The sequence below is a fragment of the Clostridium sp. AF21-20LB genome (assembly GCF_003478795.1).
In the GTDB taxonomy this organism is placed as follows: domain Bacteria; phylum Bacillota; class Clostridia; order Lachnospirales; family Lachnospiraceae; genus Otoolea; species Otoolea fessa.
The window spans coordinates 24,216-49,881 of the sequence record NZ_QUGD01000004.1; the positions used below are offsets into that span (position 1 = coordinate 24,216).

The 25,666-nt window shown below is 46.0% G+C and carries 28 protein-coding genes and 1 pseudogene; 5 read left to right on the forward strand and 24 right to left on the reverse strand.

What is annotated here, in order from left to right; all coding sequences use genetic code 11:
• Nucleotides 1-138 precede the first annotated feature (138 nt).
• A complete protein-coding gene (locus DWX76_RS03380) occupies nt 139-846 on the forward strand; it encodes a PAQR family membrane homeostasis protein TrhA (protein ID WP_107001885.1) in 708 nt (235 codons plus the stop codon).
• Nucleotides 847-1,056: 210 nt separating this feature from the next.
• On the opposite strand, the gene DWX76_RS03385 is transcribed toward DWX76_RS03380, so the two are convergent.
• The 7 genes and pseudogenes from DWX76_RS03385 to DWX76_RS03425 all read right to left on the reverse strand — a co-directional run bounded on the left by DWX76_RS03385 (nt 1,057) and on the right by DWX76_RS03425 (nt 6,627).
• On the reverse strand, nt 1,057-2,400 hold the full coding sequence (locus tag DWX76_RS03385) for an MATE family efflux transporter (RefSeq protein WP_118570125.1): 1,344 nt from the start codon (nt 2,398-2,400) through the stop codon (nt 1,057-1,059).
• On the reverse strand, nt 2,390-2,842 hold the full coding sequence (locus DWX76_RS03390; protein ID WP_107001883.1) for a MarR family winged helix-turn-helix transcriptional regulator: 453 nt from the start codon (nt 2,840-2,842) through the stop codon (nt 2,390-2,392). Before DWX76_RS03390 ends, DWX76_RS03385 begins: the two co-directional genes overlap by 11 nt.
• Before the next feature lie 500 nt (nt 2,843-3,342).
• Nucleotides 3,343-3,888 (reverse strand): methylated-DNA--[protein]-cysteine S-methyltransferase, encoded by a 546-nt coding sequence (locus tag DWX76_RS03400; protein WP_118524142.1) that lies wholly within the window; start codon nt 3,886-3,888, stop codon nt 3,343-3,345.
• Between the two features lie 243 nt (nt 3,889-4,131).
• Nucleotides 4,132-5,040 (reverse strand): radical SAM mobile pair protein B, encoded by a 909-nt coding sequence (locus DWX76_RS03410; RefSeq protein WP_107001881.1) that lies wholly within the window; start codon nt 5,038-5,040, stop codon nt 4,132-4,134.
• Complete coding sequence (locus DWX76_RS03415; RefSeq protein WP_118570126.1) at nt 5,028-5,717, reverse strand: radical SAM mobile pair protein A; 690 nt, start codon at nt 5,715-5,717, stop codon at nt 5,028-5,030. Before DWX76_RS03415 ends, DWX76_RS03410 begins: the two co-directional genes overlap by 13 nt.
• A pseudogene (locus DWX76_RS03420) lies at nt 5,714-6,150 on the reverse strand (radical SAM mobile pair system MarR family transcriptional regulator). The gene DWX76_RS03415 and the pseudogene DWX76_RS03420 overlap by 4 nt, the downstream one beginning before the upstream one ends.
• A gap of 144 nt (nt 6,151-6,294) precedes the next feature.
• Complete coding sequence (locus DWX76_RS03425; protein ID WP_008373705.1) at nt 6,295-6,627, reverse strand: winged helix-turn-helix transcriptional regulator; 333 nt, start codon at nt 6,625-6,627, stop codon at nt 6,295-6,297.
• 140 nt (nt 6,628-6,767) lie between these two features.
• Here DWX76_RS03425 and DWX76_RS03430 point away from each other — a divergent pair, with 140 nt between their 5' ends.
• The gene (locus DWX76_RS03430) at nt 6,768-7,121 is read left to right on the forward strand and encodes a cupin domain-containing protein (protein ID WP_020993869.1); all 354 of its coding nucleotides are present in this window, start codon (nt 6,768-6,770) and stop codon (nt 7,119-7,121) included.
• 110 nt (nt 7,122-7,231) lie between these two features.
• Here the strand turns inward: DWX76_RS03430 and DWX76_RS03435 are convergent, their stop codons facing one another.
• A complete protein-coding gene (locus DWX76_RS03435; protein WP_004613237.1) occupies nt 7,232-7,555 on the reverse strand; it encodes a hypothetical protein in 324 nt (107 codons plus the stop codon).
• Nucleotides 7,556-7,977: 422 nt separating this feature from the next.
• Between DWX76_RS03435 and DWX76_RS03440 the strand changes: the two genes are divergently transcribed.
• Complete coding sequence (locus DWX76_RS03440; protein WP_002578301.1) at nt 7,978-8,214, forward strand: DUF6061 family protein; 237 nt, start codon at nt 7,978-7,980, stop codon at nt 8,212-8,214.
• A 132-nt stretch (nt 8,215-8,346) separates the two neighbouring features.
• Here DWX76_RS03440 and DWX76_RS03445 read toward each other — a convergent pair whose 3' ends face one another.
• The 7 genes from DWX76_RS03445 to DWX76_RS03475 form a co-directional block, all read right to left on the reverse strand.
• Nucleotides 8,347-9,666, reverse strand: coding sequence for an MATE family efflux transporter (locus DWX76_RS03445; RefSeq protein WP_002595210.1), 1,320 nt, complete (start codon nt 9,664-9,666; stop codon nt 8,347-8,349).
• A gap of 165 nt (nt 9,667-9,831) precedes the next feature.
• Entirely contained in the window at nt 9,832-10,170 is a 339-nt protein-coding gene (locus DWX76_RS03450) for a MarR family transcriptional regulator (RefSeq protein WP_243022439.1), read from the reverse strand.
• Between the two features lie 155 nt (nt 10,171-10,325).
• Complete coding sequence (locus DWX76_RS03455; RefSeq protein WP_009243742.1) at nt 10,326-11,075, reverse strand: DUF6040 family protein; 750 nt, start codon at nt 11,073-11,075, stop codon at nt 10,326-10,328.
• Nucleotides 11,014-12,735 (reverse strand): MobA/MobL family protein, encoded by a 1,722-nt coding sequence (locus DWX76_RS03460; RefSeq protein ID WP_109214826.1) that lies wholly within the window; start codon nt 12,733-12,735, stop codon nt 11,014-11,016. The genes DWX76_RS03455 and DWX76_RS03460 overlap by 62 nt, the downstream gene beginning before the upstream one ends.
• Nucleotides 12,711-13,064 (reverse strand): hypothetical protein, encoded by a 354-nt coding sequence (locus DWX76_RS14845; protein ID WP_058692446.1) that lies wholly within the window; start codon nt 13,062-13,064, stop codon nt 12,711-12,713. The genes DWX76_RS03460 and DWX76_RS14845 overlap by 25 nt, the downstream gene beginning before the upstream one ends.
• Nucleotides 13,064-13,378, reverse strand: a complete 315-nt coding sequence (locus tag DWX76_RS03470; protein ID WP_002578306.1) for a DUF3847 domain-containing protein — start codon at nt 13,376-13,378, stop codon at nt 13,064-13,066. Before DWX76_RS03470 ends, DWX76_RS14845 begins: the two co-directional genes overlap by 1 nt.
• Nucleotides 13,379-13,522: 144 nt before the next feature.
• On the reverse strand, nt 13,523-13,753 hold the full coding sequence (locus DWX76_RS03475; RefSeq protein ID WP_002578307.1) for a helix-turn-helix domain-containing protein: 231 nt from the start codon (nt 13,751-13,753) through the stop codon (nt 13,523-13,525).
• A 175-nt stretch (nt 13,754-13,928) separates the two neighbouring features.
• Between DWX76_RS03475 and DWX76_RS03480 the strand changes: the two genes are divergently transcribed.
• Nucleotides 13,929-14,558 (forward strand): helix-turn-helix domain-containing protein, encoded by a 630-nt coding sequence (locus tag DWX76_RS03480; RefSeq protein WP_009243739.1) that lies wholly within the window; start codon nt 13,929-13,931, stop codon nt 14,556-14,558.
• A gap of 160 nt (nt 14,559-14,718) precedes the next feature.
• Nucleotides 14,719-16,014: a tyrosine-type recombinase/integrase gene (locus DWX76_RS03485; protein ID WP_009321335.1), complete on the forward strand. Its 1,296-nt coding sequence runs from the start codon at nt 14,719-14,721 to the stop codon at nt 16,012-16,014.
• 310 nt (nt 16,015-16,324) lie between these two features.
• Here DWX76_RS03485 and DWX76_RS03490 read toward each other — a convergent pair whose 3' ends face one another.
• The 9 genes from DWX76_RS03490 to DWX76_RS03530 form a co-directional block, all read right to left on the reverse strand.
• Nucleotides 16,325-17,023, reverse strand: a complete 699-nt coding sequence (locus DWX76_RS03490) for a DUF5714 domain-containing protein (RefSeq protein WP_118570127.1) — start codon at nt 17,021-17,023, stop codon at nt 16,325-16,327.
• 22 nt (nt 17,024-17,045) lie between these two features.
• Nucleotides 17,046-17,900, reverse strand: a complete 855-nt coding sequence (larE, locus tag DWX76_RS03495; RefSeq protein WP_207664890.1) for an ATP-dependent sacrificial sulfur transferase LarE — start codon at nt 17,898-17,900, stop codon at nt 17,046-17,048.
• A gap of 67 nt (nt 17,901-17,967) precedes the next feature.
• On the reverse strand, nt 17,968-19,332 hold the full coding sequence (gene larC / locus DWX76_RS03500) for a nickel pincer cofactor biosynthesis protein LarC (RefSeq protein WP_118570128.1): 1,365 nt from the start codon (nt 19,330-19,332) through the stop codon (nt 17,968-17,970).
• Between the two features lie 79 nt (nt 19,333-19,411).
• Nucleotides 19,412-20,185: a nickel pincer cofactor biosynthesis protein LarB gene (larB, locus tag DWX76_RS03505; protein WP_118469270.1), complete on the reverse strand. Its 774-nt coding sequence runs from the start codon at nt 20,183-20,185 to the stop codon at nt 19,412-19,414.
• 134 nt (nt 20,186-20,319) lie between these two features.
• The gene (locus DWX76_RS03510) at nt 20,320-20,949 is read right to left on the reverse strand and encodes an ABC transporter ATP-binding protein (protein WP_118570129.1); all 630 of its coding nucleotides are present in this window, start codon (nt 20,947-20,949) and stop codon (nt 20,320-20,322) included.
• A gap of 1 nt (nt 20,950) precedes the next feature.
• Nucleotides 20,951-21,790, reverse strand: a complete 840-nt coding sequence (locus tag DWX76_RS03515; RefSeq protein ID WP_243022440.1) for an ABC transporter ATP-binding protein — start codon at nt 21,788-21,790, stop codon at nt 20,951-20,953.
• Between the two features lie 90 nt (nt 21,791-21,880).
• Entirely contained in the window at nt 21,881-22,690 is an 810-nt protein-coding gene (locus DWX76_RS03520) for an ABC transporter permease (RefSeq protein ID WP_118570130.1), read from the reverse strand.
• On the reverse strand, nt 22,687-23,745 hold the full coding sequence (locus tag DWX76_RS03525; RefSeq protein ID WP_412693977.1) for an ABC transporter permease: 1,059 nt from the start codon (nt 23,743-23,745) through the stop codon (nt 22,687-22,689). Before DWX76_RS03525 ends, DWX76_RS03520 begins: the two co-directional genes overlap by 4 nt.
• Complete coding sequence (locus DWX76_RS03530; RefSeq protein ID WP_118570155.1) at nt 23,666-25,360, reverse strand: ABC transporter substrate-binding protein; 1,695 nt, start codon at nt 25,358-25,360, stop codon at nt 23,666-23,668. The genes DWX76_RS03525 and DWX76_RS03530 overlap by 80 nt, the downstream gene beginning before the upstream one ends.
• Nucleotides 25,361-25,666 lie beyond the last annotated feature (306 nt).

Genomic DNA, 25,666 nt, shown 5'->3' on the forward strand with positions numbered 1-25,666 from the left:
ATTATAACATATCCCATTCCCCTCTTGCATATTTTTCAGAAAAGTTGTATAGTATATAAAAACATCATATGTAGTTTTAAATACTACATATCATATTCACAATTACTTTATTGAGATTACGACAAAGGAGGTTATCCTATGATTTCTAGTCAAAAACATACATCTGACACAACGGAACTCGTTGAAACAAAGCATCATAAATTCCACGTAAAGGATCCCGGAAGCGCGCTGACGCATTTTATCGCGATGATCGGCGCGCTGATCGCGGCAGTTCCGCTGCTTCACAAAGCGGCTGGAGAAGCAGATTCGCGCCATCTTGCGGCGTTGGCTGTGTTTATCGTCAGCATGATTCTGCTCTATGCCGCCAGCACGACCTACCACACCTTTAATATTTCCGAGCACGTTAATAAAATCCTGCGTAAGATCGACCACATGATGATTTTCATCCTGATTGCCGGAACTTACACACCGGTTTGCCTGATCGTCCTTGGAAATAACGCCGGTTACCGGCTTCTGACGCTCGTCTGGGGTATCGCGATTGCCGGGATTCTCGTCAACGCGCTCTGGATCAACTGCCCGAAGTGGTTCTCCTCGCTAGTTTACATCGCAATGGGCTGGATCTGCGTGCTGGCGTTCCGTCAGATCGTACTGGCACTTCCGAAAAGCGCATTTCTCTGGCTGCTGACCGGCGGACTCATCTATACGGCTGGAGGCATTATCTACGCATTAAAACTGCCGATTTTCAATGCAACGCATAAAAATTTCGGTTCGCATGAGATTTTCCATCTGTTTGTCATGGGAGGAAGCCTGTGCCATTATGTGATGATGTACGCATTTGTAGCATAAGGGTGAAATACCCATTTCGTCTGACAGGCATTATGCCTCATACGTACACGAAATGCATACATTCAATTTTTTATGTCACATTCATTCTCCTTTCAAAAAAGGAACCGTCCTGATGCAGCTGATAGACTGACCCAGGCGGTTCCTTTTCAATTCATTAAAAGCGTTTAAAAATTTTCTACGAAACTATTTTCTATGTTTTTACGTGCTTTCTCATGCTGCTCCTTTATCAAAGTCTCTTTTGATTTCCTTGTAATAAAGCACGATTCCCGTGACACCGACCAGCACTTCCGAGATCGGAAATGCAAACCAGGTAAAGCGCAGGTCAATCAGCGACAGCAGCCAGAAAATCGGAATCAGGCAGCAGATCTGGCGCATCACGGACAAAAAGAGGCTGATCTTTCCATTTCCGATCGCCTGGAAGAAGACCGGGGTCATCAGTGAAAATACCGCCGGAATAAAACTTGCCCCGATGATAGGGAATGCATTTTTTCCGATCGCGATGACCTCGCTGCTCTTTGAAAAAAACCGGAGCAGCTGCACCGGGAAGAAAACGAAGCAGATCACACCGACCAGCATAAACACACAGGAAAATCCATAGCTGTCCCGCATAATTTCCCGGCATCTCGCATAGCTCTTGGTTGCATAGTTAAAGCTGAGCACCGGAACGATACACGTCTGCAAGCCCATCAGCGGGATAAAGAAAAACGTCTGCATTTTATAATAAAGCCCCAGCACCGTCACTGCCGAATCTGAAAATCCGGCAAGGATCGCATTTAAGATCACGATATAAACTGTAAATAATGCCTGCATAATAATCGACGCGTAGCCAAACCAGTAGATCTGCTTGATATAGAGCGGCATTTTTGTGCGCTCTGGCAATCTGCCAACCCCGCCAAACGATGTGATGACCGCAGCCGCCACCTGTCCGCAGACAGTCGCATAGGCAGCACCCGCGACTCCCAGCTCCGGCACCGGACCGAGTCCGAAAATCAGGATCGGGTCAAGCACGATATTCGTCAGCGCCCCCACGGTCTGGGCGACCATCGGACGGTGCATATTGCCCCGCGACTGATGGACCTTCGTCCAGTTTCCTTCCAGAAATGCCCCGATGCTGCCGATACAGACGATCTGTCCGTAGATAACAGCACTCTCGATCGCTTCCGGGGTATTCGCACTTGTCAGGACATACGGACGCATACAGAAGATCGAGAAAATGGCAAATATAAGCCAGGTTCCAAGCGCCAGAAGCGTGCCTGTTCCCGCTGTTTCTTCCGCCTGTCCCGGCATTTTCTGTGCATACAGGCGCGCCATGTAGGTATTCACGCCCACACCGGTTCCCACCGCCAGCGCAATGATGATGAGCTGCAACGGATAAATGACCGAAAGCGCCGTCAGCGCCGATTCGGAATATTTTCCCACAAAAAAACTGTCCACAATGTTATACATCGCCTGAATCAGCTGCGCCAGCATAACCGGAGGTGCGATTTGCAGCAATATCTTCGGAATTTTCTCCGTCCGGAAAAATTCTGTATCCGTTCCCGCCTTACTCTTCATCGTCCGTCTCCTCCAGTGCCTCTTCCAGAATCTGGTCATACTCCATAAACAGTTCCGTCATTCTGCGGATCTTGTCCTCTCCCAGACGTTTCGCCGCCCGTTCTTCCATCCGGCTTAACGAATATAATAATTTTTCCGAATACCGTTCGCCCTCCGGCGTCAAAACAAGCGCCTTTTCCTTCCCGGTGCTCTTTTCCAGATCCGCTACAAGAATCCCGTCCTTTTTCATCTCTGAAATCACATGGTTCACCGTCTGCCGCGGAAGCAGATACGAATCACAGATCTGCTTTTGCGTACAGAATCCGAATTCGCGGATGGTGTAAAGCACCAGCATCCGGTTATAGCTCACATTGTTATTCTTTGCCCACATCGAGTATACACCACGGCAGCGGATGATCGCCTGGTTGACCTGATCGTAAAGTTTTTGTATTTTATATTCCATAACCTTCCCCATTCAATCCCATTTGGGACTGAAAGAAGTATACGACAGGATTTTGAAATTGTCAATCTTTACTCGCTCCGCGATATCAAACCGATATGTTACAATGTACGAATAGTGATTTCCATGGTTTTTTAACTAATAGGCACGCACAATCATCGTCTTCCAGGAGCGGTCCTGGCATTTGTATTCCATCTGGATTTCTGTAAATAACATCCCCGCCTGCCTGTGAAACTTCGCAATCTTTGAAATAAGAAAAATATTCTGATGAAAATATCCTATATCGTTATTATCAAATTTGTTAACAAGGAAACAAGGCGATGGTATACTTGTTTCCATGGAAACATAATGCAGGGGGTAATATTATGAACACAGTACTTATAAATCTATTTGTTACGTATATGAAAAAGCAGGAGATACTTTACAAACTTACGAAAGATGAGAAACTACACGGATATAATTAAATGAAAATTAATATCACAGTCAAAATTACACCTAAATGACTAAAGCGCCGTTCCTTTCTTCGGCGCAAAAAAACGACTCATATCGGTATGTTCCAGCGTAAGCAGTTCCACTTTCTTATCAATTCCACCCGCATACCCGGTCAGGCTTCCATTCGTTCCCACCACACGGTGGCATGGGATGATGATGGAAATCTCGTTATGCCCCACTGCACCGCCTACCGCCTGCGCGGACATATGGGACGCATTCTGCATCTTCGCCAGCTTTTTTGCAATCTCCCCATAGGTAGTCGTCTGTCCATACGGAATTTGCAATAAAATCTGCCACACCGCCTGTCGAAATGCGGAGCCAGTCGGATGCAGCGGCGGAATAAAGTCCGGTTCTTTGCCAGAAAAATAAATATCCAGCCATCTCTTTGCCTCTGTTAAAATTAGGGTTTCCTGTGAAATAACTCCGTCTGGAAGTGTATTTGCAAAATACTTCTGCCCCTCAAACCACAGACCCGTGAGTCCGATCGCGTCTGCCGCCAGCAGAATATCGCCTAACTTTGATTTATATGTACATGTATATACTGTTTTATCCTTCACCGCGGACTCCCCACAAGGTTATCGACTGCTTTTTTACATCCAATCGCTTTCTGCTTCCTCCAGCTTCTTCACAAGTGTATCTTTAAGAACCGTAAAAGCCAGAATAAAGCTATCGCGTATCAGCAGAATCAACTCGTCTATTTCATCCTCATTATATATATAACAGAGGTATTGCGTTATTTTAACATGAGTAACCATATCTCAGCATCATTGATAAATCCGATCTTATAACCAAGCTGGAAGTTAGCGATTTCTTTTTCCGGTATTCTCTGTCCCACGGATTTCCTCATGATAGAAATAATCTACGATCACCGGATGTCCCTGCGGGACTCTGCCATAAGGCATTTCATTATCCACAAAGGCACAATCATACTTCTTAGCCATTTTCTCAGCTTTTACTTCAAGTGCTTCAAAGTAGCTGCGGTTATGCTTGTTATAGATCTCGTCGTAAAGTGGTACAAGATCAGGATATTTTCCGGCGATATAATCCATAATTGTCTTTTTGAAACCGCCTCGAAGATTGAGATTTTCGAGCCAGAACAGATCGCACTGATCCTTTACCCGCTCAAAGATTGCTTCAAAATCCGTGATACCGGGGAATACCGGGGATACGAAACAGACTGTACGGATACCGGCTTCATATACCTGCTTCATAGCAGAGATACGGCGCTCAATGCTCGAAGCAGAGTCCATATCGTTCTTGAAATTTTCATCTAGTGTGTTGATCGACCATGAAACGGTTACACGTCCAAGCTTCTTCAGCAGATCAATATCCCGTACCACAAGATCCGACTTTGTGCAGATCAGAATATCTGCGTCACTGCCGATCAGCTGCTCCAGAAGTTTTCTGGTATTCCCGAATTGCTCCTCCTGTGGATTGTAGCCATCTGTCACAGAACCGATGACCACCCGCTGTCCGGCATATTTCTTCGGATTTTTAATTTCCAGCCAATGCTTCACATCAAGGAAAGTGCCCCATTCCTCCTTATGCCCGGTAAAGCGCTTCATAAAAGAAGCATAGCAATACTTGCAGGCATGTGTACAGCCCACATAGGGATTGACCGAGTAACCGCCTACCGGCAGACTAGACTTAGTCATGATGTTCTTTGTTTCCACCTCACGAATGAGGATTCCATTTATTACTTCTTCCATGATTTCTGTACCTCTAACACTTTATTAAATTCTTCCGGCATTTCCTGAATCATATTTTCATCCCCTATGATAGGGACAAGGTCTTCCTTCATAAACACCGGAATGCCGAGCTTATGTGCCTGGTCCGCCAGAGACCATGCCCATTCCGGCTCCGTATGAATCTTCCTGCTCTGAGCTCCGGTCATGGTGCCGACAACGATCCAATTGATTCCGGAAAGGTCAACTGTGCCGGGATCGTCGAATAACGGCTCAAAGGTAACATGGTAATGTTTTGCTCTGACGTTTTTCCGAAGGGCGTCGATACGCCACAGTTCTGCTTTCCTCGTCACCGTAACGCCAAACCATGCGTTTTCCAGATCGGTATCAAAATCCAGCAAATCAGGTCGCTTGGTAAGGAACAGGAACTGATGCTGTGGATTTTCACGGATCTTTGCAAATACCTCGTCTCTCCATTCCGGCTTCCATCCGGAGAGATCGCTCATTCCGGTAAGAAGAAAGTTCTGCGGACGTTTCTTTTCCATCATCTTGAGCTTACTCGGAAAGAATTCAGAGTCAGCGAAGTCATCAATCATATGCCAGCGTTTCACGTTGTTGCGGGCATAGCAATATGTACACCCCACTGTGCAGCCGATGACGAGATTCATGTTCTGAATCTGATCTTTGATACAAATACTCATGACTTCTGCCACTCCTCAAGATTCTTTCTGATGCGGTCGAGGCATTCCTCAAACCGGGTAATTTCTTCCTCTGAAAAACCCTTGTAGTAAATGCTGCCCATCTCATCAGATACAGAATCGTACTCGCCCTTTAAGGCATGTGCTTTCTCAGTCAGAAACAGGAGTGTTTTCCTTTTGTCCGTTTCAGACTGAACACGGCTTATCAGTCCTTGATTTTCCATTCTTTCCAGCATCGTCGTAAGAGATGTTATCGCTAATCCGCATTTGACCGAGAGTGACCTGATCGAGATTCCATCCTCCTGCCACAGCACATAAAGAATACGTCCCTGGCTCCATTAAACGCATCGATATTTTTTTCGCTGAGAATCTTCTCAAAAATCCGGTCACCAAGCTGTTTTATTTTGGTGACAAGAAATCCGCCATTTGTTTTCATGCAAAAGCTCCTATATAGTAGTTTATTAAAAACATACTATATAGGAGTTTTATTGTCAAGAGTTTATATGTCTTAATAGGTAAATTCCGTTTTTTTCAATTCTTCAAACTGGAATTGTTCAAGCTTTTTCAAATACTAACGTCCTTAATTCTGTTCAATAATTGATTTATAGTAGTTACCAAAGTCAGCAAGTGAATTAACAATTGGAAGCATTTTTGTTCCGAGTTCCGTTAAGCCGTATTCAACTCTCGGTGGCTGCTCATGGTAATCGTGGCGATATGCCAGCCCATCACTCATCATTTGTCTTAAACTATCTGTCAAAACCTTTTGTGAAATACCATCTATACTTCGTTGTAGCTCATTGAATCTCCATGGACGCTCTTTTAAGTTACGCAAAATCAGCAGTTTCCATTTTCCTCCGATAAGAGATACTGCTGTTGCAACTGGGCATTCCGGTAATTCTTCTTTTGCTCGCATAATTCTCACCTCCGAGTCTATTGTAACACATTCATTTTTGAGTGTACAGTTACAAAAAGGTGCGTACTTGTTTTTGTATGTGTCTCACACTATACTAATACCAAGCAACCAGAAACTACAAATTAACTATGGAGGTTATTATGGCAAATTACACAAAAACAACTATTGGAAAGGAAAACCGAATTGAGCTGCATGAAAAGTTGTCTTTAACAGGTGCAGAAATCAGTTTAAACGAACTACCTGCAGGAGCAAATGTCCCATTTGTTCATTCTCATAAAGAAAATGAAGAAATCTATGGAATTCTTTCAGGTAACGGCAAAGCCATAATTGATGGAGAAGAAATCAGTCTTTCAACTGGAGACTGGCTAAAAATCGCACCTACTGCAAAGCGTCAGTTTTTTGCATCCGATATTTCTGGAATTACTTATATCTGCATTCAGGTAAAAGAAAATTCTCTGGAACATTTTACAGCAGAGGATGCCGTAATCGGCTAATTAAAAGTATTTATTTACAGAAATGCACAGTTCCCGATATGCTAAGAACTGTGCATTCTTTTTCTTCAATTTTACGATTTCTCAATTTTTCAAACTTGAATTTGACTTGCCTATTTTCTTAAAATCTCATGTGGAGCTTCTATTTCATTTGCCAAGGTATGCTCTGTTAATTCTGACATCAATTTCAATTTTTTATTAATCAATGGTCGCATACAATTAGGAACATGTTCCTGATGCGCTCTGTGGATTGCTACACATTCCTTACAGTTTCCGTGATAACGACAGGCTTTCAGGCAAGGACAGTGATCTTTGTCTTTATACTCCTTACGAAATTCCGCTGCAAATTCTTCTTGCAGTCTCAACCCCTCGACACGGTTTCCCTTATGAAATTCTACCATTGCATCCAGTTCTTTCTGGTTCCCTTCAATCTTCATGTTATTATAGCGCCTCCATTTTCAACTATTCCTCATTTTCTGATAAATCCCGATTGTTCTAATCTTTTTTACGCCCACCTTCTTGCCCTTCGGACAAGAAGTATCCCTCGCTCAAAGAGCTCGGTCAATTCCGATTGAGATTTCACCTGTTTTAAGAAATTTAATAACTGTTATATTTTATTATTAAATTCTTCGCAACCCCTTGAAAACACTGGATTTGTCGCAGGTGAGCTTTCCCTTATTATTTCCCTTGTGTTATATCGTCCCATCAGTGTTTATGCACTCTGATAAGGGCAAATACAAGGGCAAGAAAAATCTATAAGACAGTATAACACAAAATAAAAGTGACATGGTGAACTGATTGAAATGCTTCTTAATTTTTGCTACTACTGATTGATTAAATGATAAGGAGATGGGATACGATGAGAACAATATTTGCAGAATACAATCCACAGTGCAACAGCATTGATGTATATACTAATACGGGCTATATACTCCGTATTGATTGTTGGGAAGCAGAAAAAAATTTAAGAACCACACCTGGATCTGATTGTGCTTTGACATCGCTTGCAATCGATGAGCCATTAGAATATGCAAGGTTATATCTTGATGGGAATTTACAGATGTGGGTAGATGCTGAAGATTCATTAGAGTTATGATTATTCCAATCAAAATCTACTAGAATTTATTAAAAATTAGCTTCATAATTTAAAAGGACAGCCCTATTGCTATGAGGCTGTCCTTAAAAATACAATAGATAAACCTAGATTATTCTTGCTACTATCTGATTGTTAAATTTTCTGTATTCCATATTGCAAATCTCCCTTTTCGCAATATTTTATTAGTATGAATGCCAGAATCGCTGAAAAAACACGTGCCAATACCGTACTCCACCATATCATAATCTGTCCACCAAATAAAGGTGGTAAAACAAGCATAAATATCAGCATCAATACTGGTTCAATGAATGTAAGAATGTATGACAATCCACTTTTTTCAGTAGCATAAAATCCAGCTGTCGCTATTCTGGTAATCGCAACAAATGGTAATGACACTAAAAATATAGGTACAATTTTAGAAATCTCAATACTTACTTCATAAGAAGCTCCGAAAACCCCTCCAATATTTGCTCTGTTTACATACATGATAATTCCACCACAAACAGCAAGAATTATTGCAAAAATGTATGCCATTCTCTGAACTCCTCTCAGGCTTTCTTGATCCTTCTCACCATAAAAACGGCTCATTAAAGGTTGACTTCCATCACCTACGCCCTGCAATATGAGATATATGATACAGATAATATAGGATACACATGCATAAGTTGCAATAGCTTTTTCTCCCCCATAAGAAGCGGAGAATCGGTTTATAAACACCAATGAAATATTAGGAGTCAATGCTAGCCCAAATGGTGCAAGACCTACTCTGAATATAGCGCCACACATTTCTTTTACATTTTTTAAGGATACATACACATAAAACTTTTTATTATATAATGCGTATATGATTGCAATTGCTGCAGTCACACCCTGTCCGGCTATTGTAGCTGTGGCTGCACCTTTCATGCCCATTTCATATATCCATACAAAGATAAAATCCAGAACAATATTGGTTATGAATCCACCAACCATCGCAAACATTGACCAGAAAGAGTTTCCATAATTTCTAATGAATGGCATCATTCCAGTTCCAAGAATCTGCAATATTGCTCCAAGTGCTATAATTTTGATATAATCTGTCGCATTTGTTAATATAATTCCATCTGCTCCAAGCAATCCTAAAATTTTAGACGAAAAGGAGTAAATAATTATGGTACTGATAACACTTACTATTACAAGAAGCCACCAGCTTGTAGCAATAAATTCTTCTGCCCGTTTTCCTTTCTTTTCTGCTGCATTAATTGAGTAATAAACAGCTCCTCCCATACCAATTCCTGTTCCAAGAGCCTGAATCAAAGCCTCAATCGGATATGCAATATTAATAGCCGAAAGTCCAGCATCTCCTATGGTATTGCCTACAAAATATCCATCCACTATCGCATATATTCCTGATAATGCAAATGCTATAATAGATGGAATAACATATTTAAAAAATAATGATTTATGATTCATTTTTCTTACAATCTCCTTCCTTGAAAAGTCTGATAAACAGCTCTGTATTATCATTAAGACTTTCTATATTCTCTAATCCCATTTTTTCGATTACATATATTTCTTTTGAGTGCAGTTTTTCTATGATATCTTTCGTATATTCCATTCCTGATTCTGTGAGGCATATCAGCTTATTTCTATGATATCTTTCGTATATTCCATTCCTGATTCTGTGAGGCATATCAGCTTATTTCTCTTGTCTGAATCATCAGATACCATATTGATGTATCCTTTTTTCTGAAAATCTTTTAGTATCGTATTTACCGTTTGCTTAGGTATATTCCATTTTTCACTTATCATTTTCTGCGTGCATCTTCCATTACTTTCATAAAATGAATACAAAGCAAAAACTCCATTTGAAGACAGTCCCTGATCCTTTGACCATTCCTCATACATTGCTGTACATTCTTCCCATAAAGCATAATATCGTTGCAACTGTATTATCATATTATTATCTTTTCTCATCTTTTTTCTCCTTAAATTAGTACGAATCCGGACTTTTATAGTATAGTCCGAGTTCGTACTAATTGTCAAGATTTATTTATATACTTTTTCTTTATATAAACAATCAATAGTCCCTTACTAAGGACAGGAAGATTATGAAATTTCCCTGTCCTCTTTTAATAATATCCTCGTTCTTCCATCCAGTCTTTCACATAACATCTGATTCCAATATAAATAATATGCGACAGTAATAGCAATACAATAAGATTTATCGGATTAGCGTTTTTAATCCATTCTCCAAAGTAAATTACAACAGCTGTACTCGTTATCGCTACCACGATACTGATGATATCCCAACAATATTTCCGGTAGATTTTTCCTACCTGATAACCAATCCCGATTATCAGCCACCCGGTTATTACGAATAAAATTGCCATGACAGTACCGGCAATCAGCCAGTACACAATCCCGGAAAGAATACTGTTAGGTATTCCACTGCTTAACTGTCCGAAAGAGTCTGCACCTGTCACAAACTCCCGAAATAAACTTCCCATTCCTTTTCCTAACGCACCGAAAAAGACGATACAGTCGTTAAGGAAAACCGGCGAAAGAATCGCAGTAAACAGTGTTGTTGTTATGCTGTACCATGCCAGTAGAAACAAGATACTTTCATAACCAATCGTCATATTTTTATATTTCTTTTCTAACTGGCTTTTACGGCTATCGCATTTTTCTTTTGCTTTCCGGTAAGCAGTACGGTCACATTTTTCACATTTCTCATAAGGCACTTTTTTCTCAACAGCTACCTCTACCGTCTTTTGGTGTGTCTGTGCATAAAGTTTTTCCTGCTCTGCTTTTTCATACTTAAATTTCCATGCCACGGCTTCTGCGTCGGCTCTTTTCCTGCTGTCTGTCTCGCTGGTCAATCGTTCCTCTGTTTGCCTTAATCTTGTCCGCAATGCTTCGATATTCTCGGCTCTGTTTTCGCTGTTCAATTTCTCGTTCAAGGTCAGCGATTCGCTTAGCTGCCTGTTTAGTTCCTGGATTGTCTGGTCTTTCTGATCCAGTTCGTCCTGCATCTGTTCGGTCATCAGCAGAAGTTCTTCCACCTGCCCGACGTTCTCTAAGTTTCTGCATTCGCTCATCGATCTCCCTCGCTTTCTCTATCTGCTGTTTAAGGTCAGCAATTCGCTGTTCTGTTTCTGCAATAAGCTGTTCTCGTTGTTCAGCTTCTGCGTTAATTCCTGCCATTGCTGATTCTCGTTTTCCAACTGTTCGATTCTGGTTTTCTGTTGCTCGATCTGTGAGAGCAGTTCTTCTGTATCTGGCAAAAGATTTAGCAGCCTGGATAATTCGCTGTTTAAGCTTTTTAAACTCTGGTTCTGCTCCTGAAAAGACAGGAGCTGCCTGTCCCGTTCCTGCAATTCCTGTACCATCTCTGCCATAAGATTCTGCTGTTCCTCGATCTGGTTTATCATTGTCTCCATCATGGGAATGACTTCCCGGCTTTCTTCTAATGTCACGCAATCGCTCCTTCCATTGTGTTAATGCACTGGATACTTTTCCAAAAGAAATCTGTATTTTATCCAGCAGTGCATTTTGTCTTTTTATGATCTGGTTTTCCTCTACTTTCCATGAAGTAGAGGATGTCTGTCCGTTTTGAAATTTCTCGTCAATTTTTCTGGCATCTGCGCCCTCATGGATCGTCGGTATCTCTAATTTTCCCTGCCTTGCATAAGAACGATGGTCAATGTGATTTTCCGTTTTCAAATGTGCATTACAGACGTTTGCCCATTCGCTCCGCCATAGCTCACAATTTTTCGGATTGTTCCACCCGGTAGCATCGGTTAATACACGTTTCCACTGTTTGCGGTTCCTTGTCCCGACTTTCTGGACTCCATTTTCATCAAGTACGGGGATTCGGATTCCATGACGGTCAGGGTTCTTTTTATCCTGCCACCAGTCCGGATGGGATTCATCCACCACAATATTTCCATTTTCATCTCTGACAAACTCCCAATCCTTGATTTCTTTGTTACCCCATGAGTGGTCTGAATTGAATGGTCGCAACGTCACCAATAAATGCACATGGGGATTACCATCTCCTTTATCGTGGATACTCCAATCCGCACACATTCCCTTATCTACAAAGGTCTTTTGAATATATTCAGTTGTATAATCAATCTGTTCCTGTCGGCTCCATTCTTTCGGAAGTGAGAACTCAAATGACCTGCCGAGTTGTGCATCTGAACTTTTTTCTATCCTCAAGACTTCATTCCATAAACGCTGCTTCTGAAAAGTAAGTTTGAATTTTTCCAGTGCAGCATTTTGGTTATCTGCCCTTTTATATCGGACAGATTTCTGGAACCGTCTGATATTTTCAGCAGGTACATTCTGCCATTCCTGTGGTGCATTTTCACACATCAGCAGGCTGGTATAAACGACTTCTTTTTTTGAAGTATAGTAGCTGATCCTGCCTGTTTCTTCATTTTTCATCACATCGCCATTGAGATAAGCAGACGCCGATATGATGGATTTTCCTTTGCTGCGTCCAACAATCTTTACTGTATAATGAAAAATCGCCATGCTCCGTTTCCCCCATTCTGCCGTATCCGGCTTTGATTTCCGGCAGGTAACGTTTTTCCTAAAAGAAAATGGTATCTGCCGGAGCACCCTCTGCGTAAGAGTGCCCTGTGCATAACAGCCTGCATGGAATGTGCCCCTCTGGCGAAGAGTGCCTCCTGCGGCATGAGCAGGTCTGGCTGAAAGCCCCGCCGACGGAACGAGCCCGGCAAGCGTAAGCGCAGACCGGTTGCCACCTGTGGCAAACTTATACGGACGACCTCTGGTTGTCCATAAGTGCGCCCTTCATAAAAAAGCAATGAAGGGAATGGAAACTCCACTCCCTCCGGCATTACACTTCCTCCGTATTTGCAACTGGCTCTTTCTGCATTGCCTTTGAGAAGAATTTCCCATTTGCTTCCTGCCTTTTTAAGAAGCCGATCAGCTTTGGGATATCATCTTCCTCAATCGCAGAACCCAGTACCGATTCCACTGCACCGCCAATCTGGCAGAGCCTGTGTGTCCGTTTTTTGGTTTCCACATCTTTCTGACGTTTCTTCAGTTCCCGTTTCTGTGCTGCATACTGTTTTGCTTTCTCAAGGCTTTCCTGTTCTTTCTTTTCCAACTGGAGCATACGCTCCTCATAACTCTTTGTTGATCTTGCCATAAATATCATCGTCCTTTCTTTTTTTCCAAACATAAGTTTCCTGTTGTCTGTCAGACGAAGTACATGGTATAATCTGCTTGCGTGTAGGTATATCATGACTCCGGTCTGATAGAACCTTTGGCGGTTTCTTCGGGAACCGCTTTTTTAAGTTGAACCGTTTCTTGTGACTGCTTTCACATTTCCCTTATCCCTCAAGTCCCTGCCCTCGTTGGCTTCCATAAAAAGTTCCAGCATATCCGTTTTGATCAGGACTTTTCTCCCAACCTTCAATACCGGAAGTTTCTTCCACTCTACCAACTTTCGCAGGGTGTTCCTGCCAATTCCCGTATAATCAGCAGCTTCCTCAATAGATAAGGCAATCTTTCTTTGCGTCATATGACCACCTCCTTTCGAATTGCATTATGCAATTTCATTTGTGCTGTCAGTATAGCGTGTTTATATTGCTTTGTCAAGCATTATGAAATTTTTCTGCTTTTCTTAAAATTGCATATTGCAATATATTTTGTTGCGTGGTATAGTAATGACATACCGAAAAAGGAGGCACATCAGCATGAAAGATAAAGAACTACGCAAGCTGATTGGCAGCAGGGCAAAACAGCGCCGTCTGGAATTAAATCTGACACAGCCTTATGTCGCAGAGAAGATGGGAGTTACCGCTTCCACAATCCTGCGTTATGAGAATGGTTCGATTGACAATACCAAAAAGATGGTACTGGAAGGTCTTTCGGAAGCACTTCATGTATCGATTGAATGGCTCAAAGGGGAAACCGATGAATATGAAACTGATATTACGGATAAGAAAGAATTGCAGATTCGTGATGCGATGGGCGACATTCTCAAACAGTTTCCTCTTGACCTCAATAAAACAGAAGACGCTTTTTCTAAAGACTTACTGCTGTTAATGTTAAAGCAATATGAACTGTTTCTGGATTCGTTTCAGTTCGCCTGTAAAAATTACAAAGGCAGTACCAAAGATGCGGACATTGCCAAAGTAATGGGATTTGAATCGAAAGATGAATATAATGAGATTATGTTTCTCAGGGAGATCACACATACTGTCAACGCATTTAATGATATGGCAGATGTTGTAAGGCTCTATTCAAAGAAACCGGAAGCGGCAGAACAAAGGCTTGCAAATCTTTTATCCGAAGTTATGTATGACGATTCTGAATCGGTATAGTAAGATAATCGGAGTTATGATACAATGAGCGCAAGCGAGTCAAGCTGTTTACAGATTTGACGAGCGGCGAATTGGCTTATGGACTTGTCCATAAGATGCCTACACGCAAGAAGCATTTCAGCAGTTCCGATTGTCTGATATCGAAAGGAGACATACGATTATGGCAAAAGGATCTGTTAGAAAAAAAGGAAAAAAATGGTACTATCGTTTCTATGTAGAAGATGCAAGCGGTAAAATGGTTCAGAAAGAATACGCCGGAACCGAAAGTAAAAGTGAGACGGAAAAGCTTCTCCGCAAGGCACTGGAAGACTACGAAGATAAGAAGTTTGTTGCAAAGGCAGATAATCTTACCGTAGGGGAACTTCTGGATATGTGGGCAGAAGAAGAACTGAAAACTGGGACACTCAGCAACGGTACAGTGGAAAATTATCTTGGTGCAATCCGATGTATCAAAAAACACCCGATTGCAGACCGCAAACTGAAAACAGTTACTGCCGAACATTTACAGGCATTTCTTGATCTGCTTACATTCGGTGGTGAGTTTCCAGACGGGAAAGTAAAAAAGGGATACAGCAAAGATTATATCCATTCTTTTTCCGCAGTGTTACAGCAGTCATTCCGTTTTGCAGTATTTCCAAAACAGTTAATCAGTTTCAATCCGATGCAGTATATTAAGCTGAAAAAGCAGGCAGAGGAAGTTGACCTCTTTTCCGATGATGAAGTGGAAGAAGGTACACAGCCGATTTCACATGAGGATTATGAACGGCTTATCCAATATCTGGAAAAGAAAAATCCACCTGCTATTCTTCCGATTCAAATTGCGTATTATGCCGGGCTCCGTATCGGGGAAACCTGTGGTCTTACATGGCAGGACATTAACCTTGAGGAACAATGCCTGACCATAAAACGCAGTATCCGCTACGACGGCATGAAACACAAAAATATTATCGGACCAACGAAACGGAAAAAAGTAAGGATTGTTGATTTTGGAGATACGCTGACTGAAATACTGAAAGCTGCCAGAAAAGAACAGCTCAAAAACCGGATGCAGTATGGCGAATTATATCACCGCAATTACTACAAAGAAGTGCATGTGAAAAACAGGGTATATTATGAATACTATCATCTTGACGGAACACAGGAAGTCCCGACAGATTACAAAGAAATCTCCTTTGTCTGCCTGCGACCAGATGGCTCTTTGGAACTGCCGAGTACACTCAGCATTGTATGCAGATCAGTGGCAAAGAAGCTGGAAGGATTTGAAGATTTCCATTTTCACCAGTTGCGTCACACTTATACCAGCAATCTGCTTTCCAATGGAGCTGCACCGAAAGATGTACAGGAACTGTTAGGACACTCTGATGTCAGTACCACAATGAATATTTACGCTCACTCAACAAGAAAAGCAAAACGGGATTCCGCAAGACTTCTTGATAAAGTAGCGAGCAATGCTTAACTAAAAATTTCCCTTATTTCCCTTGCGGATTCCGCATAAGGGCAAAAATAAGGGAAAATACATATCATTTCACTATTTAATGGGCTGAAAAGCCTGTAAAATAAGGAAAGTTCAGGAAATCTCTCCACAAATTCCGATTTTTCCACGTAAAAAAGGATGTGCCTTTTTGTGTAATAGGGAATTCCAGGAAATTTCCTATTACACGAGAAATTGCTCTCTCATCACAGTTCACACATTATGCAAACTGCAATCCCATCTCGCACAATCTAATTATATCGCAACTTTATTATCTCCGTTTATCCATTTATAGTCAAATACTATCATCAAATCGCCAAAATGGACAGCGCTTGCCAATACACTGATTGTTCTGAGCACAATGCGTACACTGGACTTCTGTGCATTCCATTTCGATTCCAAAATGCGTTTTTACAAAATCAACCGCCGCCAGAATCGCCAGATAAGAATCTCTTTTACAACACCTCGGACCGCCGGTGCGCGAAATCGCTTCCAGTGCTTTTGATGTCATCTGATTCGAAAGTCCCCAGGATTCCTCCGTCAGTGGCGTCGCCCCAGACAAGATAGATACAAACATACCTGCGCTGATTCCCGCTCCGCAGGCACCCCAGAATCCGCAGGTTCCTCCTGGAACGGCTTTCCCACGGTTCAGCATTTCCATCACAGATTCCCGCAGATTAATAGCACCTCCCGCATTTTTATATGCAGTAAGCAGCGCCGCTCCCACCATGACATGATGCTCCGGTCCATGCATATGGCAAAACGGTGCATCCATCATCTTCCGGACAATCTCGATCGGATTTCTGGATGTTTCGTCTATACACAGGGAAAGAATGGTGTCCAGTCCCTTCGTATGACAATCATTACAAACATAATGCCCGTTCTGGCATCTGGTCTTGCTCAATTCTTTTTTATGACATAATTCACACTCCATCCATTCATCCTGTTTCAGATAAATAAGAGGTGCTTTACAGACAATACATTCTTCTTGCATGGGATTTCCATCTCCTTTACATTCATTTCCCGACCAGCGCGTTGAGTTTCTCCACTATATCCATACTTCCCGACCGGAAACCTTCCAGATCGAGTGTAATGTACAGAAATCCCATTTCTTTTAATGTCCTGCAGATCGTCTCCCGCTCGGCAATCGCTTTTTCAAATTTATCCGCATCCACCTCGATCCGGACAATATCGCCATGCAGGCGCAGGCGCACATTTCCGCCAAACACGCTTCGAAGATAATCTTCGCCTTTCTCAATCCGCTTCAAAACTTCCATGTCAAAGGAAGTTCCATATGGAAGGCGGGTCGCCATACATGGCATGGACGGACGGGATGCAACGGAAATTCCTAAGTCAGCCGCAAATGCCTTGACATCCTTTTTCTCCAGTCCGCACTGTGCAAGTGGACTGACGACACCCAGCTCACGGAGTGCCTGGATACCCGGGCGGTACACATGCAGGTCGCTCTCATTGGTTCCGTCCATCACGCACGGAATCCCCTCTTCTTTTGCAAAATCCAGAAGTGTCGCGAACAGGTGGTGTTTGCAGATATAACAGCGGTTGACCGGATTTGTCCGGATGGCTTCCAGCTCCATCTCATTGACCTGGATAATTTTATGGATCGCGCCCAGCTCCTTTGCCACCCGCTCCGCGATCTCCAGATCACAGGCTGGGTGCAGCATGGTGTGAAATGTCACGGCATAAACCGGCATTCCCGTCTTCTTCGCCGTATCACACGCCAGCTTGAGAATCAGGCTGCTGTCCACACCGCCCGAAAAGGCGACACAGACCGGTGCTTTCGCTTTTTCCGCCATGAAATGTTTTAAAGCTTCTCTTTTTTCTGTCTCTGATATCATTGGTTTATTTTCCATGGTTCTTGATTCTCCTCTTAATTATCTAACGAGAATGCACTGTGCCGTTTTTCAATCTAAAAAGTGCTTACTGTAAACTAATACTTCCGTCTTCCATTACTCCGTGGAATACTTCCATGAAGCGCTTCCCTGTCTCCCGGCAGATCGCGCGCACGCTCTCATACTCCGGATAGCACGTATCCACGCCGCCGCGCTTGCAGATTTTTACCTTTGCTGCCCCGTAACGGGTCTGGATCTCCTTTACTTCCCGTGGCAGTATCGTCCTCTCTACTGGATAGCGGCGCACACCGATCGTGGTCGTACAGGAGAAGACAAGCTGTTCTAATTCTTCCCGTTTTTCTGCCGTTGTCAGTACATGAAGCACATACGCCGGACGGTTTTTCTTCATATATGCCGGTGTGTACCACACATCTCTGGCGCCCGCTTCCAGAAGCACCTCCATCGCATATCCCAGCGCCTCGCCGGTGCAGTCGTCCAGGTTTGCCTCCATGACCCACATGGAGCTCTCGTCGTGACCGTCTTTTCCAGTTTCTACTTCCACCGTTTTATCCGTCAGAAGCATCGCCCGCAGGATATTCGCGTGCGCGAAATCCTTATTTCCGGCGCCGATACCGATCTTTTCGATCTGGTACTTCTTCGGAAGCGCCGCTTCTGTCCGGAATGCCGCCGCGATCGCCGCGCCGGTCGGCGTTACCATCTCTCCTTCGACATCCCGAAGCGTCAGTTCCAAGCCCTGTGCCGCTGCGATATTTGCCGTCGCCGGAACCGGAACCGGCATTAAACCGTGCTGGCAGCGTGCGAATCCATGACCTTCGGAAAGCGGCGATACCATCACGCGGTGGATTCCCAGATCCTCCAGGCAGAATGCCGCACTGATAACATCCACAATCGAGTCAATTGCACCGACTTCATGGAAATGAACCTCGCTGACCGGAATTCCGTGTGCTTTCGACTCTGCCCCCGCCACAATCTCAAACATCCGGCGCGCCAGGTTTTTAACGCGGTCAGATGCATCCAGACGATCGATGATCTCGAAAATGTCATGAATGTTGCGGTGGACGTGAGGATGCATATGATCGTGGGTGTGAGCGTGATCATGGCTGTGCTCATGGTCGTGAGTGTGTTCATGATCGTGATGATGCTCATGGTCGTGAGTGTGTTCATGATCGTGATGATGCTCATGGTCGTGCTCATCATGGCTATGTTCGTGGTCGTGATGACGCTCTTCTTCCTCTAAATGTACATCGAAATCATACGCATCGATTCCACATTTCTTCGTCCGCCCAAAATGCAGATGATACCCGGACACGCCCAGACTGTCCAGTGCCCGTACCAGTTTTTCCCGGCTTGCTCCAAGATCCAACAGTGCGCCAACCGTCATATCTCCACTGATTCCAGACGCACAATCCAGATATAAGATTTTCTCATCCATTTTTACTTCTCCCTCTACTTTTCTCATTTTATTGATACATTTCCGTTTTTCGCTTTTATGCAATTATCACAAACCACTATCACTCTGCCGTCTTCTTCGGCTCCCGCACCGCCAGGCGGTTGATCTGCGCCGCCAGATATGCTGCGCCGTAGCCGTTATCTATATTTACAACCGAAATGCCGTTCGCACAGGAATTAATCATCGTGATCAATGCCGACAGTCCATGAAAACTTGCACCATAGCCGACCGAGGTCGGAACCGCAATGACCGGATTTTCCACCAGCCCGGCGACAACTGTGCCAAGCGCGCCTTCCATTCCCGCCACCGCAATCACGCAGTTTGCCCGCGCAATCGCCTCGCGTTTGGATAAAAGGCGATGGATGCCCGCCACCCCTATATCATAGTAGCGCTCCACGCGGCAGCCGAAAAATTCTACCGTTTTGGCAGCTTCCTCCGCAACCGGGATATCCGCGGTTCCGCCTGTGCAGACTGCCACCAGCCCTTCCAGCTTCCACGGTGTCTCCGATGATTTTCTCGCCTGCAAAATTTTTGAAACCGGATCGTATTCTATCTCCGGGATGCGCGCCCGCACTAGATTCCACTGCTCTGGCGTCGCCCGCGTTCCGAGTACTTCCCCATTTTCCCGGTACAGCGTCTCGAAAATATCCGCCAGATAGGCATCCGGCTTTCCTTGGCAGAACACCGTCTCTGGGAATCCCGAACGCAATTTCCGGTGCAGATCCAGCTTCGCATACCCTAAATCTTCGTAAGGAAGATTCTTGAACGCATTCTCCGCTTCCTCAATACTCGTATCCCCCCGTTTTACCTCTTCCAACAGCTTCCGAACATCCATTTTTCCTCCTCCTTACCAAATCCCGAATTATTAATCTCTTACTATCGCCCATCTTCTTGTCCTTTGGACAAGAAGCATCCCTCGCTCTTATGAGCTCGGTCAATCCCGATTTTCTCTGTCAATATGTGAACTGGCTAAACTGCTGCCATCTTTTCCTGCAATGCCTTTAAATCAATCCGCCGCGTGCAAATCCGCTTCAAAAGAGATTCCGAATGGCTCACAATCACTATTCCCAGCTCCCGCTCCTTTGCCTCATGCAAAAGCGCCTGCCAGATCTGGCTCTGGGTCACTGCGTCAAACATCGCGGTGATCTCATCCGCCAGCAGATATCGCGGATTTGCCGCCAGCGCTCTGGCAATACAGAACCGCTGCAGTTCGCCGCCGGAAAGCTCCGATGGAAACCGATCCAGCCATTCTTCCCGGATGCCAAGCCGTCCCCGGCTCTCCTCATCCACCTGACCGCCCTCACTGAGAACCTGGCGCATCCGCCAGCGCGGGTTGAGCGCCTGCTCCGGGTGCTGCCAGATTAACTGCACCGGCATACAGCCCCGGATATTCTCAATCGGTATGCTGTCAATCTCTACCGTTCCCGCCTCCGGTCTCTCATATCCCGCCAGCAGGCGGCACAGCGTCGTTTTTCCATATCCGCTCGGCGCCACCAGACCCACGCGCTCTCCTGGCTCAATTTTCAGGGAAATACGCGTCAGCACGTGGCGCCCGCCATTTTCATACGAAAAAGATAGGTTTTCCGCCTTTAGTGACATCTCATTCTCCTCCAAAAAATTCATGTTCCGGCAGTGCCCGGTAGAGCGCCTGCGTGTATGGCTCTTTCAGATTCCGTCCCTCCCGGAAGTTCTCCGGCTTTACTTCCTCCAGAATCGTCCCGTCATAAAACACCAGAATCCGGTCCGCCATCTCAATCGCCAGTTCCAGATCATGAGTAATCAGAAGCACCGCTGCCCCGTCCTGTGCCATCTCTTTTAAATGACGGATTACATGGCACGCGGTCATCGCCTCCAGCCCCGGTGTCGGTTCATCCGCCACAATCAGCCTCGGCTCCTGCATCAGTGCCGCTGCCATCAGGACGCGCCGCGCCATGCCGCCCGACAGCTCAAATGGATAACATTTTTCCACTGATTCATCCAGCCCGTACCGCTTCAAAAGCTGGCGGCATTTTGCCCGCGTCGCTTCATCTTTTCTGCCGCCGCAGATCTGATCCCCGACCCGCATCAACGGATCGAGGTAGGAAACCCCCTGCGGAATCAGGGAAATTCCATTGCCCCGCAGCCCGGCAAGCCGCGTCTCATCCAGAACCTCTCCCTGATAGGAAATTTTTCCTTCCATCCGGCAGTTGTACGGCAAGATTCCCAGAATCGCGTGCGCCAGCAGGCTTTTTCCCGAACCACTCGCCCCGACCACCGCCGTCAGCTCCCCACTGAAAAGTTTGCAGGAAAGGTCGCGGAGCGGATGGAGTTCGCGCCGTCTAAGCCCACGCGCGTACTGCGTAAAATATAAGTTTAGATTTTGAATTTTCAATATCGGCTTTTCCATGGAATCACAATTTTCACGCAATCTCCGTTCTTTGATAACGTCTGTCTGTTCCAAATCTGATAGCCGCATCGTTTTTGATTGTTTTTGTCTTAATCGCATCATTTTATCAAAATATATGTTTTTCTGCCTCATTCCCAGCATCCTCTACTCATGCGCGCTCCCCGGATCCATCAGCCGCCCCAGGCTCTGCCCGATCGCCTGAAATCCCAGCGTTACCAGCACCAGTACCGCACCCGGAAAGAGCGCCAGCCACCATTTTCCGGTAATCAGGTACGACATACTCTCGGATAAAATAACACCGATCGCTGGTTGCTCGGAGGAAAGACCGAAGCCCAGAAAGGTCACGCCCGCCTCATGCAGAATCGCATGGGGAAAGAGAAGAATTAACCCGGTCACAAATTGCCGCGATACCTGCGGGACGATGTGGTTCCAGGCAATCCACCAGGGCTTTTTCCCCAGTTTTTCGGAGATCCGCACATACGGACTGTCCCGGATCTGTAAGATTTCCGCCCGCAAAAGTCTCGCCAGCGACGCCCAGTGCGTCAGGGCAATCCCGGCTGCTACACCCCGGAATCCCTTTCCCAGACTGTAGGAAATCAGGATCAGGAGAAGCATGTGCGGGATTCCCATTACCAGATTAATCAGCCCGCATACCAATGAATCCATCAGTCCCCCGCCAAGCGACGCCAGCAATGCAAGCGCCAATGCCACCGCGGCGCTGATCGCCGCGGTCAGAAGCCCCAGCCGGATGCTTAAAGAAAGCCCTGCAACCGTCCGTTTCAGCATATTCCGCCCCATCCAGTCGGTTCCAAACAGCCCGCCGGTTCCCGGAGGCAGGTTTTTTCTCGCAAAATCGACCTGCTGTGCGGCATCCTCCCAGACGATTCCAAGCACTGTCACCAGAATCAGGAAAAGGAGGGAAATTCCCAGCAGCCAGAGTGTTTTCTTTCTCATGCCCTGCCTCCTTTCCTAAGTCTCGGATCGACCAGCCGGTACAGCCCATCCGCCGCTGCATTTCCTGCAAATACAAGCACGGCACTGATGAGTGTAATTCCCATCAGAAGCGGGATATCGCTTCCCAGCCCCGCCGTGACCGCCGCCTGTCCGAGTCCCGGATAGGAAAAGACCTGTTCCACCAGCACCGAACCGCCGAAAATCTCGCTGATCGAGCCAAATTGGAGCGTAATTACCGGGAGAAGCAGGTTGCGGAGTCCATGCCGAAAAATCAGCCGCCAGCCGCTCTCGCCCCGCGCCCGCGCATAGAGTACGTAATCACTTTCCAGAATCTCAATCACTTTTTCGCGCGTGTGCATCGCAATCGAAGAAATCCCTGTCAGTCCCAGCGTACACGCCGGCAGAAATGCGTGATACAGGCGATCCGCCAGGCTGACCTCGTCCGCCGCCATTCCCACCGGGACACTGAACCCGATTGGGAAGACGGGAAGCTGCACTGTAAAGAGAAGCAGCAGCACCAGCGCCAGCCAGAAGGACGGCGTTCCCGCGATCACGATGCAATAGCCCGTAATCAGGCGATCCGCCCACTTGCCCCGTTTTGCCGCCGCTGCAATTCCTAAAAATATCCCCACGATTCCCGAAAACAGCCACGCAGACAGAAGGAGCCACACTGACGCAGACGCCTTTTCCGCGATCACCTCCAGCACCGGTCTGCGGTACAGAAGGGAAATGCCAAAATCACCATGACAGATGCCCGAAATCCAGTTAAAGAAGCGCTTCCAGACCGGCACACCAACGCCCCAGTACGCCTGCAGCTTCTCGATCTGCTCCGGCGCCATCGAGCCGAGCGCCGTCTGCCCGACATTCGTCTGCAGCGGATCGACCGGAGACATCGACACCAGCAGAAACGATACCAGACTGACTGCCAAAAGCAGCAGAATCAGGTGCAGCAGACTGCGCCCAAACCATTTCATCCTACTCATAGTACCACCGATCGACATTGTTGACGATGGACCAGCCGTGACCGTGCGGATGCACCTTCTGCTCTGCGACATGAAGCCCGTCTCTCACCCAGTACAGATGATCGACATTCACCAGCCAGATCCACGGAAGATCACCCTCGGCTGAAACGCCCGTCTCGCCGTCCCACTGCGCCTTTTTCCACAATTCATACGAACTTTCCAGATCCGGTGCTGCCAGGGCCTCATCCATATAAGCGTCCACGGTCTCATTCGCATACGGCGAATATTCTGCCAGCCCCGTATCTGCCTTTGTATGGTAAATATTATAAAATTCCATCGGCGTGTGCGCGCCCCAGCCCCAGAGAAGCGGCTGCGACTGTGCCTCGTCATACGCAGTATCCCAGCCGGTGCCGCGGATCGATGCGTCAATTCCAATCTCTTTTAACTGCTGCGCCGTATCGGCTGCCAGCGCCTGACGCACCGAATCCCCGGTCGGATAGAGAAATTCCAGAATGGCTTTCACTCCATCCTTTTCGCGGATGCCGTCAGCATTTTTCTTCCATCCCGCCGCATCCAGCATCTCTTCCGCCTTCTCCACATCATAGGAAATGTTCTCCATTTCATCGTTGTACCACGGCATCTTGTCACAGACACTATATGCCGGGCTGCCGTAACCATTTAACACATGATCGATCATTTCCTGCCGGTCAATCGCCAGGTTGATCGCCCGGCGCACCTGCACATCCGCGGTAAAATCATTGCCGATTTTTACGCCATCCTCCCGTACCGTCTCCGGCACTGCCGGGAGGTTAAATCCACGGTTGTCCACCGTCTCACAGTCCAAAAGACTGAATTCTGGAACCGACTGGTCTGCATAGGACGCCGCCGTGTACGCCACATCCACCTGCCCGGCGCGCACCGCCGCAAATGTCGCATCCTCTTCCATAAAGAGAATCGTGACCTGCCGCATCTTCGGCGCATCCCCATAATAATCCGGGTTGGCTTCCAGAATCACCTGCTGCCCCTTGTCCCACTGTTTCAGGATATATCGCCCGGAACCGATCGGATGTGTGCCGTAATCCGTTCCATATGCATGCTCCGGCACAATTCCCGTCACCGCCATCGTGTATGACCAGATAGCAAACGGGCGTTCCATCTCAAACACAACCGTCACATCATCGATCGCCTCCGCCTGTTTCAGCATTGAAAAATCGTTGACGGAACTCGTCTTTTTCAATGTGTTATAAGTGAATGCCACATCCTCCGCGGTCAGCGCCTCGCCATCCGTGAATTTCGCATCGTCGCGGATCGTCACCGTCCATGTCATTCTATCCTCGGAGGTCTCCACATCTGTCGCCAGATCATACCCGATACTCAAATCTGCTTCTGTCACCGTCAGGGTGCTCTGGATCAGCGGTTCATGCATATGCTCGCCCGCGCCCCAGCCATATGCCGGATCAAAGCCCGCCTCCGGCTCTGAAGTCGGCGGCATCGCGATAATAACGCTTATTTGGGTATTTTCCGCTGCATTTTCGCCGTTTTCAACATTTTCCGTCTGTTCTGCGCCGGAACCGCCTTTCTGCGCCTGATTTCCAGCGTTTCCGCATCCGGAAAGCATGACTGCCGCCGCTAAGGCAGTGACGCCAAGTGCCCTGGCTTCTCCGAACACCTTTCCAATGATTTTGCCTGTATTTTCTCGTTTTTTCATATTTTCTGTTGTACCCCTATATTTTTCCTTATGAAACAAAAGGATATCAGAAAAGTGCGGTCCCTGCTGAACCGCTGTACCTTCCTGGTATCCTTCTCCATTTTTCTTATTTATCTCAGTTAAAAAAGAATGTGCCTTGGCACATTCTCGTGCCGGGCGCGGTCGCTTGCGACATGTTTCTTCTTCGCGCGAGTGCGCATCCCGCGGAGCGTTTTTTTGTTTCATAGGACGCAATTCCCTATGAAACGAGAAGACTCCCACCTCTTTAGGTGGTGAGTCCTGATTCCTATTTTTTCGTTCCCCCGC

What these genes read in the sequence shown, in the direction of transcription:
- DWX76_RS03410 (WP_107001881.1), bottom strand. Translation starts at nt 5,040, where the DNA reads ATGGAAGAAGTAATAAATGGAATCCTCATTCGTGAGGTGGAAACAAAG.
- DWX76_RS03430 (WP_020993869.1), top strand. Translation starts at nt 6,768, where the DNA reads ATGGCAAATTACACAAAAACAACTATTGGAAAGGAAAACCGAATTGAG.
- larC (WP_118570128.1), bottom strand. Translation starts at nt 19,332, where the DNA reads ATGGATGAGAAAATCTTATATCTGGATTGTGCGTCTGGAATCAGTGGA.
- larE (WP_207664890.1), bottom strand. Translation starts at nt 17,900, where the DNA reads ATGGAAAATAAACCAATGATATCAGAGACAGAAAAAAGAGAAGCTTTA.
- DWX76_RS03440 (WP_002578301.1), top strand. Translation starts at nt 7,978, where the DNA reads ATGAGAACAATATTTGCAGAATACAATCCACAGTGCAACAGCATTGAT.
- DWX76_RS14845 (WP_058692446.1), bottom strand. Translation starts at nt 13,064, where the DNA reads ATGCCGGAGGGAGTGGAGTTTCCATTCCCTTCATTGCTTTTTTATGAA.
- DWX76_RS03470 (WP_002578306.1), bottom strand. Translation starts at nt 13,378, where the DNA reads ATGGCAAGATCAACAAAGAGTTATGAGGAGCGTATGCTCCAGTTGGAA.
- DWX76_RS03520 (WP_118570130.1), bottom strand. Translation starts at nt 22,690, where the DNA reads ATGAGAAAGAAAACACTCTGGCTGCTGGGAATTTCCCTCCTTTTCCTG.
- DWX76_RS03480 (WP_009243739.1), top strand. Translation starts at nt 13,929, where the DNA reads ATGAAAGATAAAGAACTACGCAAGCTGATTGGCAGCAGGGCAAAACAG.
- DWX76_RS03380 (WP_107001885.1), top strand. Translation starts at nt 139, where the DNA reads ATGATTTCTAGTCAAAAACATACATCTGACACAACGGAACTCGTTGAA.
- DWX76_RS03445 (WP_002595210.1), bottom strand. Translation starts at nt 9,666, where the DNA reads ATGAATCATAAATCATTATTTTTTAAATATGTTATTCCATCTATTATA.
- DWX76_RS03510 (WP_118570129.1), bottom strand. Translation starts at nt 20,949, where the DNA reads ATGTCACTAAAGGCGGAAAACCTATCTTTTTCGTATGAAAATGGCGGG.
- DWX76_RS03385 (WP_118570125.1), bottom strand. Translation starts at nt 2,400, where the DNA reads ATGAAGAGTAAGGCGGGAACGGATACAGAATTTTTCCGGACGGAGAAA.
- DWX76_RS03490 (WP_118570127.1), bottom strand. Translation starts at nt 17,023, where the DNA reads ATGCAAGAAGAATGTATTGTCTGTAAAGCACCTCTTATTTATCTGAAA.
- DWX76_RS03460 (WP_109214826.1), bottom strand. Translation starts at nt 12,735, where the DNA reads ATGGCGATTTTTCATTATACAGTAAAGATTGTTGGACGCAGCAAAGGA.
- DWX76_RS03485 (WP_009321335.1), top strand. Translation starts at nt 14,719, where the DNA reads ATGGCAAAAGGATCTGTTAGAAAAAAAGGAAAAAAATGGTACTATCGT.
- DWX76_RS03450 (WP_243022439.1), bottom strand. Translation starts at nt 10,170, where the DNA reads ATGAGAAAAGATAATAATATGATAATACAGTTGCAACGATATTATGCT.
- DWX76_RS03435 (WP_004613237.1), bottom strand. Translation starts at nt 7,555, where the DNA reads ATGAAGATTGAAGGGAACCAGAAAGAACTGGATGCAATGGTAGAATTT.
- larB (WP_118469270.1), bottom strand. Translation starts at nt 20,185, where the DNA reads ATGGATGTTCGGAAGCTGTTGGAAGAGGTAAAACGGGGGGATACGAGT.
- DWX76_RS03425 (WP_008373705.1), bottom strand. Translation starts at nt 6,627, where the DNA reads ATGCGAGCAAAAGAAGAATTACCGGAATGCCCAGTTGCAACAGCAGTA.
- DWX76_RS03475 (WP_002578307.1), bottom strand. Translation starts at nt 13,753, where the DNA reads ATGACGCAAAGAAAGATTGCCTTATCTATTGAGGAAGCTGCTGATTAT.
- DWX76_RS03390 (WP_107001883.1), bottom strand. Translation starts at nt 2,842, where the DNA reads ATGGAATATAAAATACAAAAACTTTACGATCAGGTCAACCAGGCGATC.
- DWX76_RS03415 (WP_118570126.1), bottom strand. Translation starts at nt 5,717, where the DNA reads ATGAGTATTTGTATCAAAGATCAGATTCAGAACATGAATCTCGTCATC.
- DWX76_RS03525 (WP_412693977.1), bottom strand. Translation starts at nt 23,745, where the DNA reads ATGTCGCAGAGCAGAAGGTGCATCCGCACGGTCACGGCTGGTCCATCG.
- DWX76_RS03530 (WP_118570155.1), bottom strand. Translation starts at nt 25,360, where the DNA reads ATGAAAAAACGAGAAAATACAGGCAAAATCATTGGAAAGGTGTTCGGA.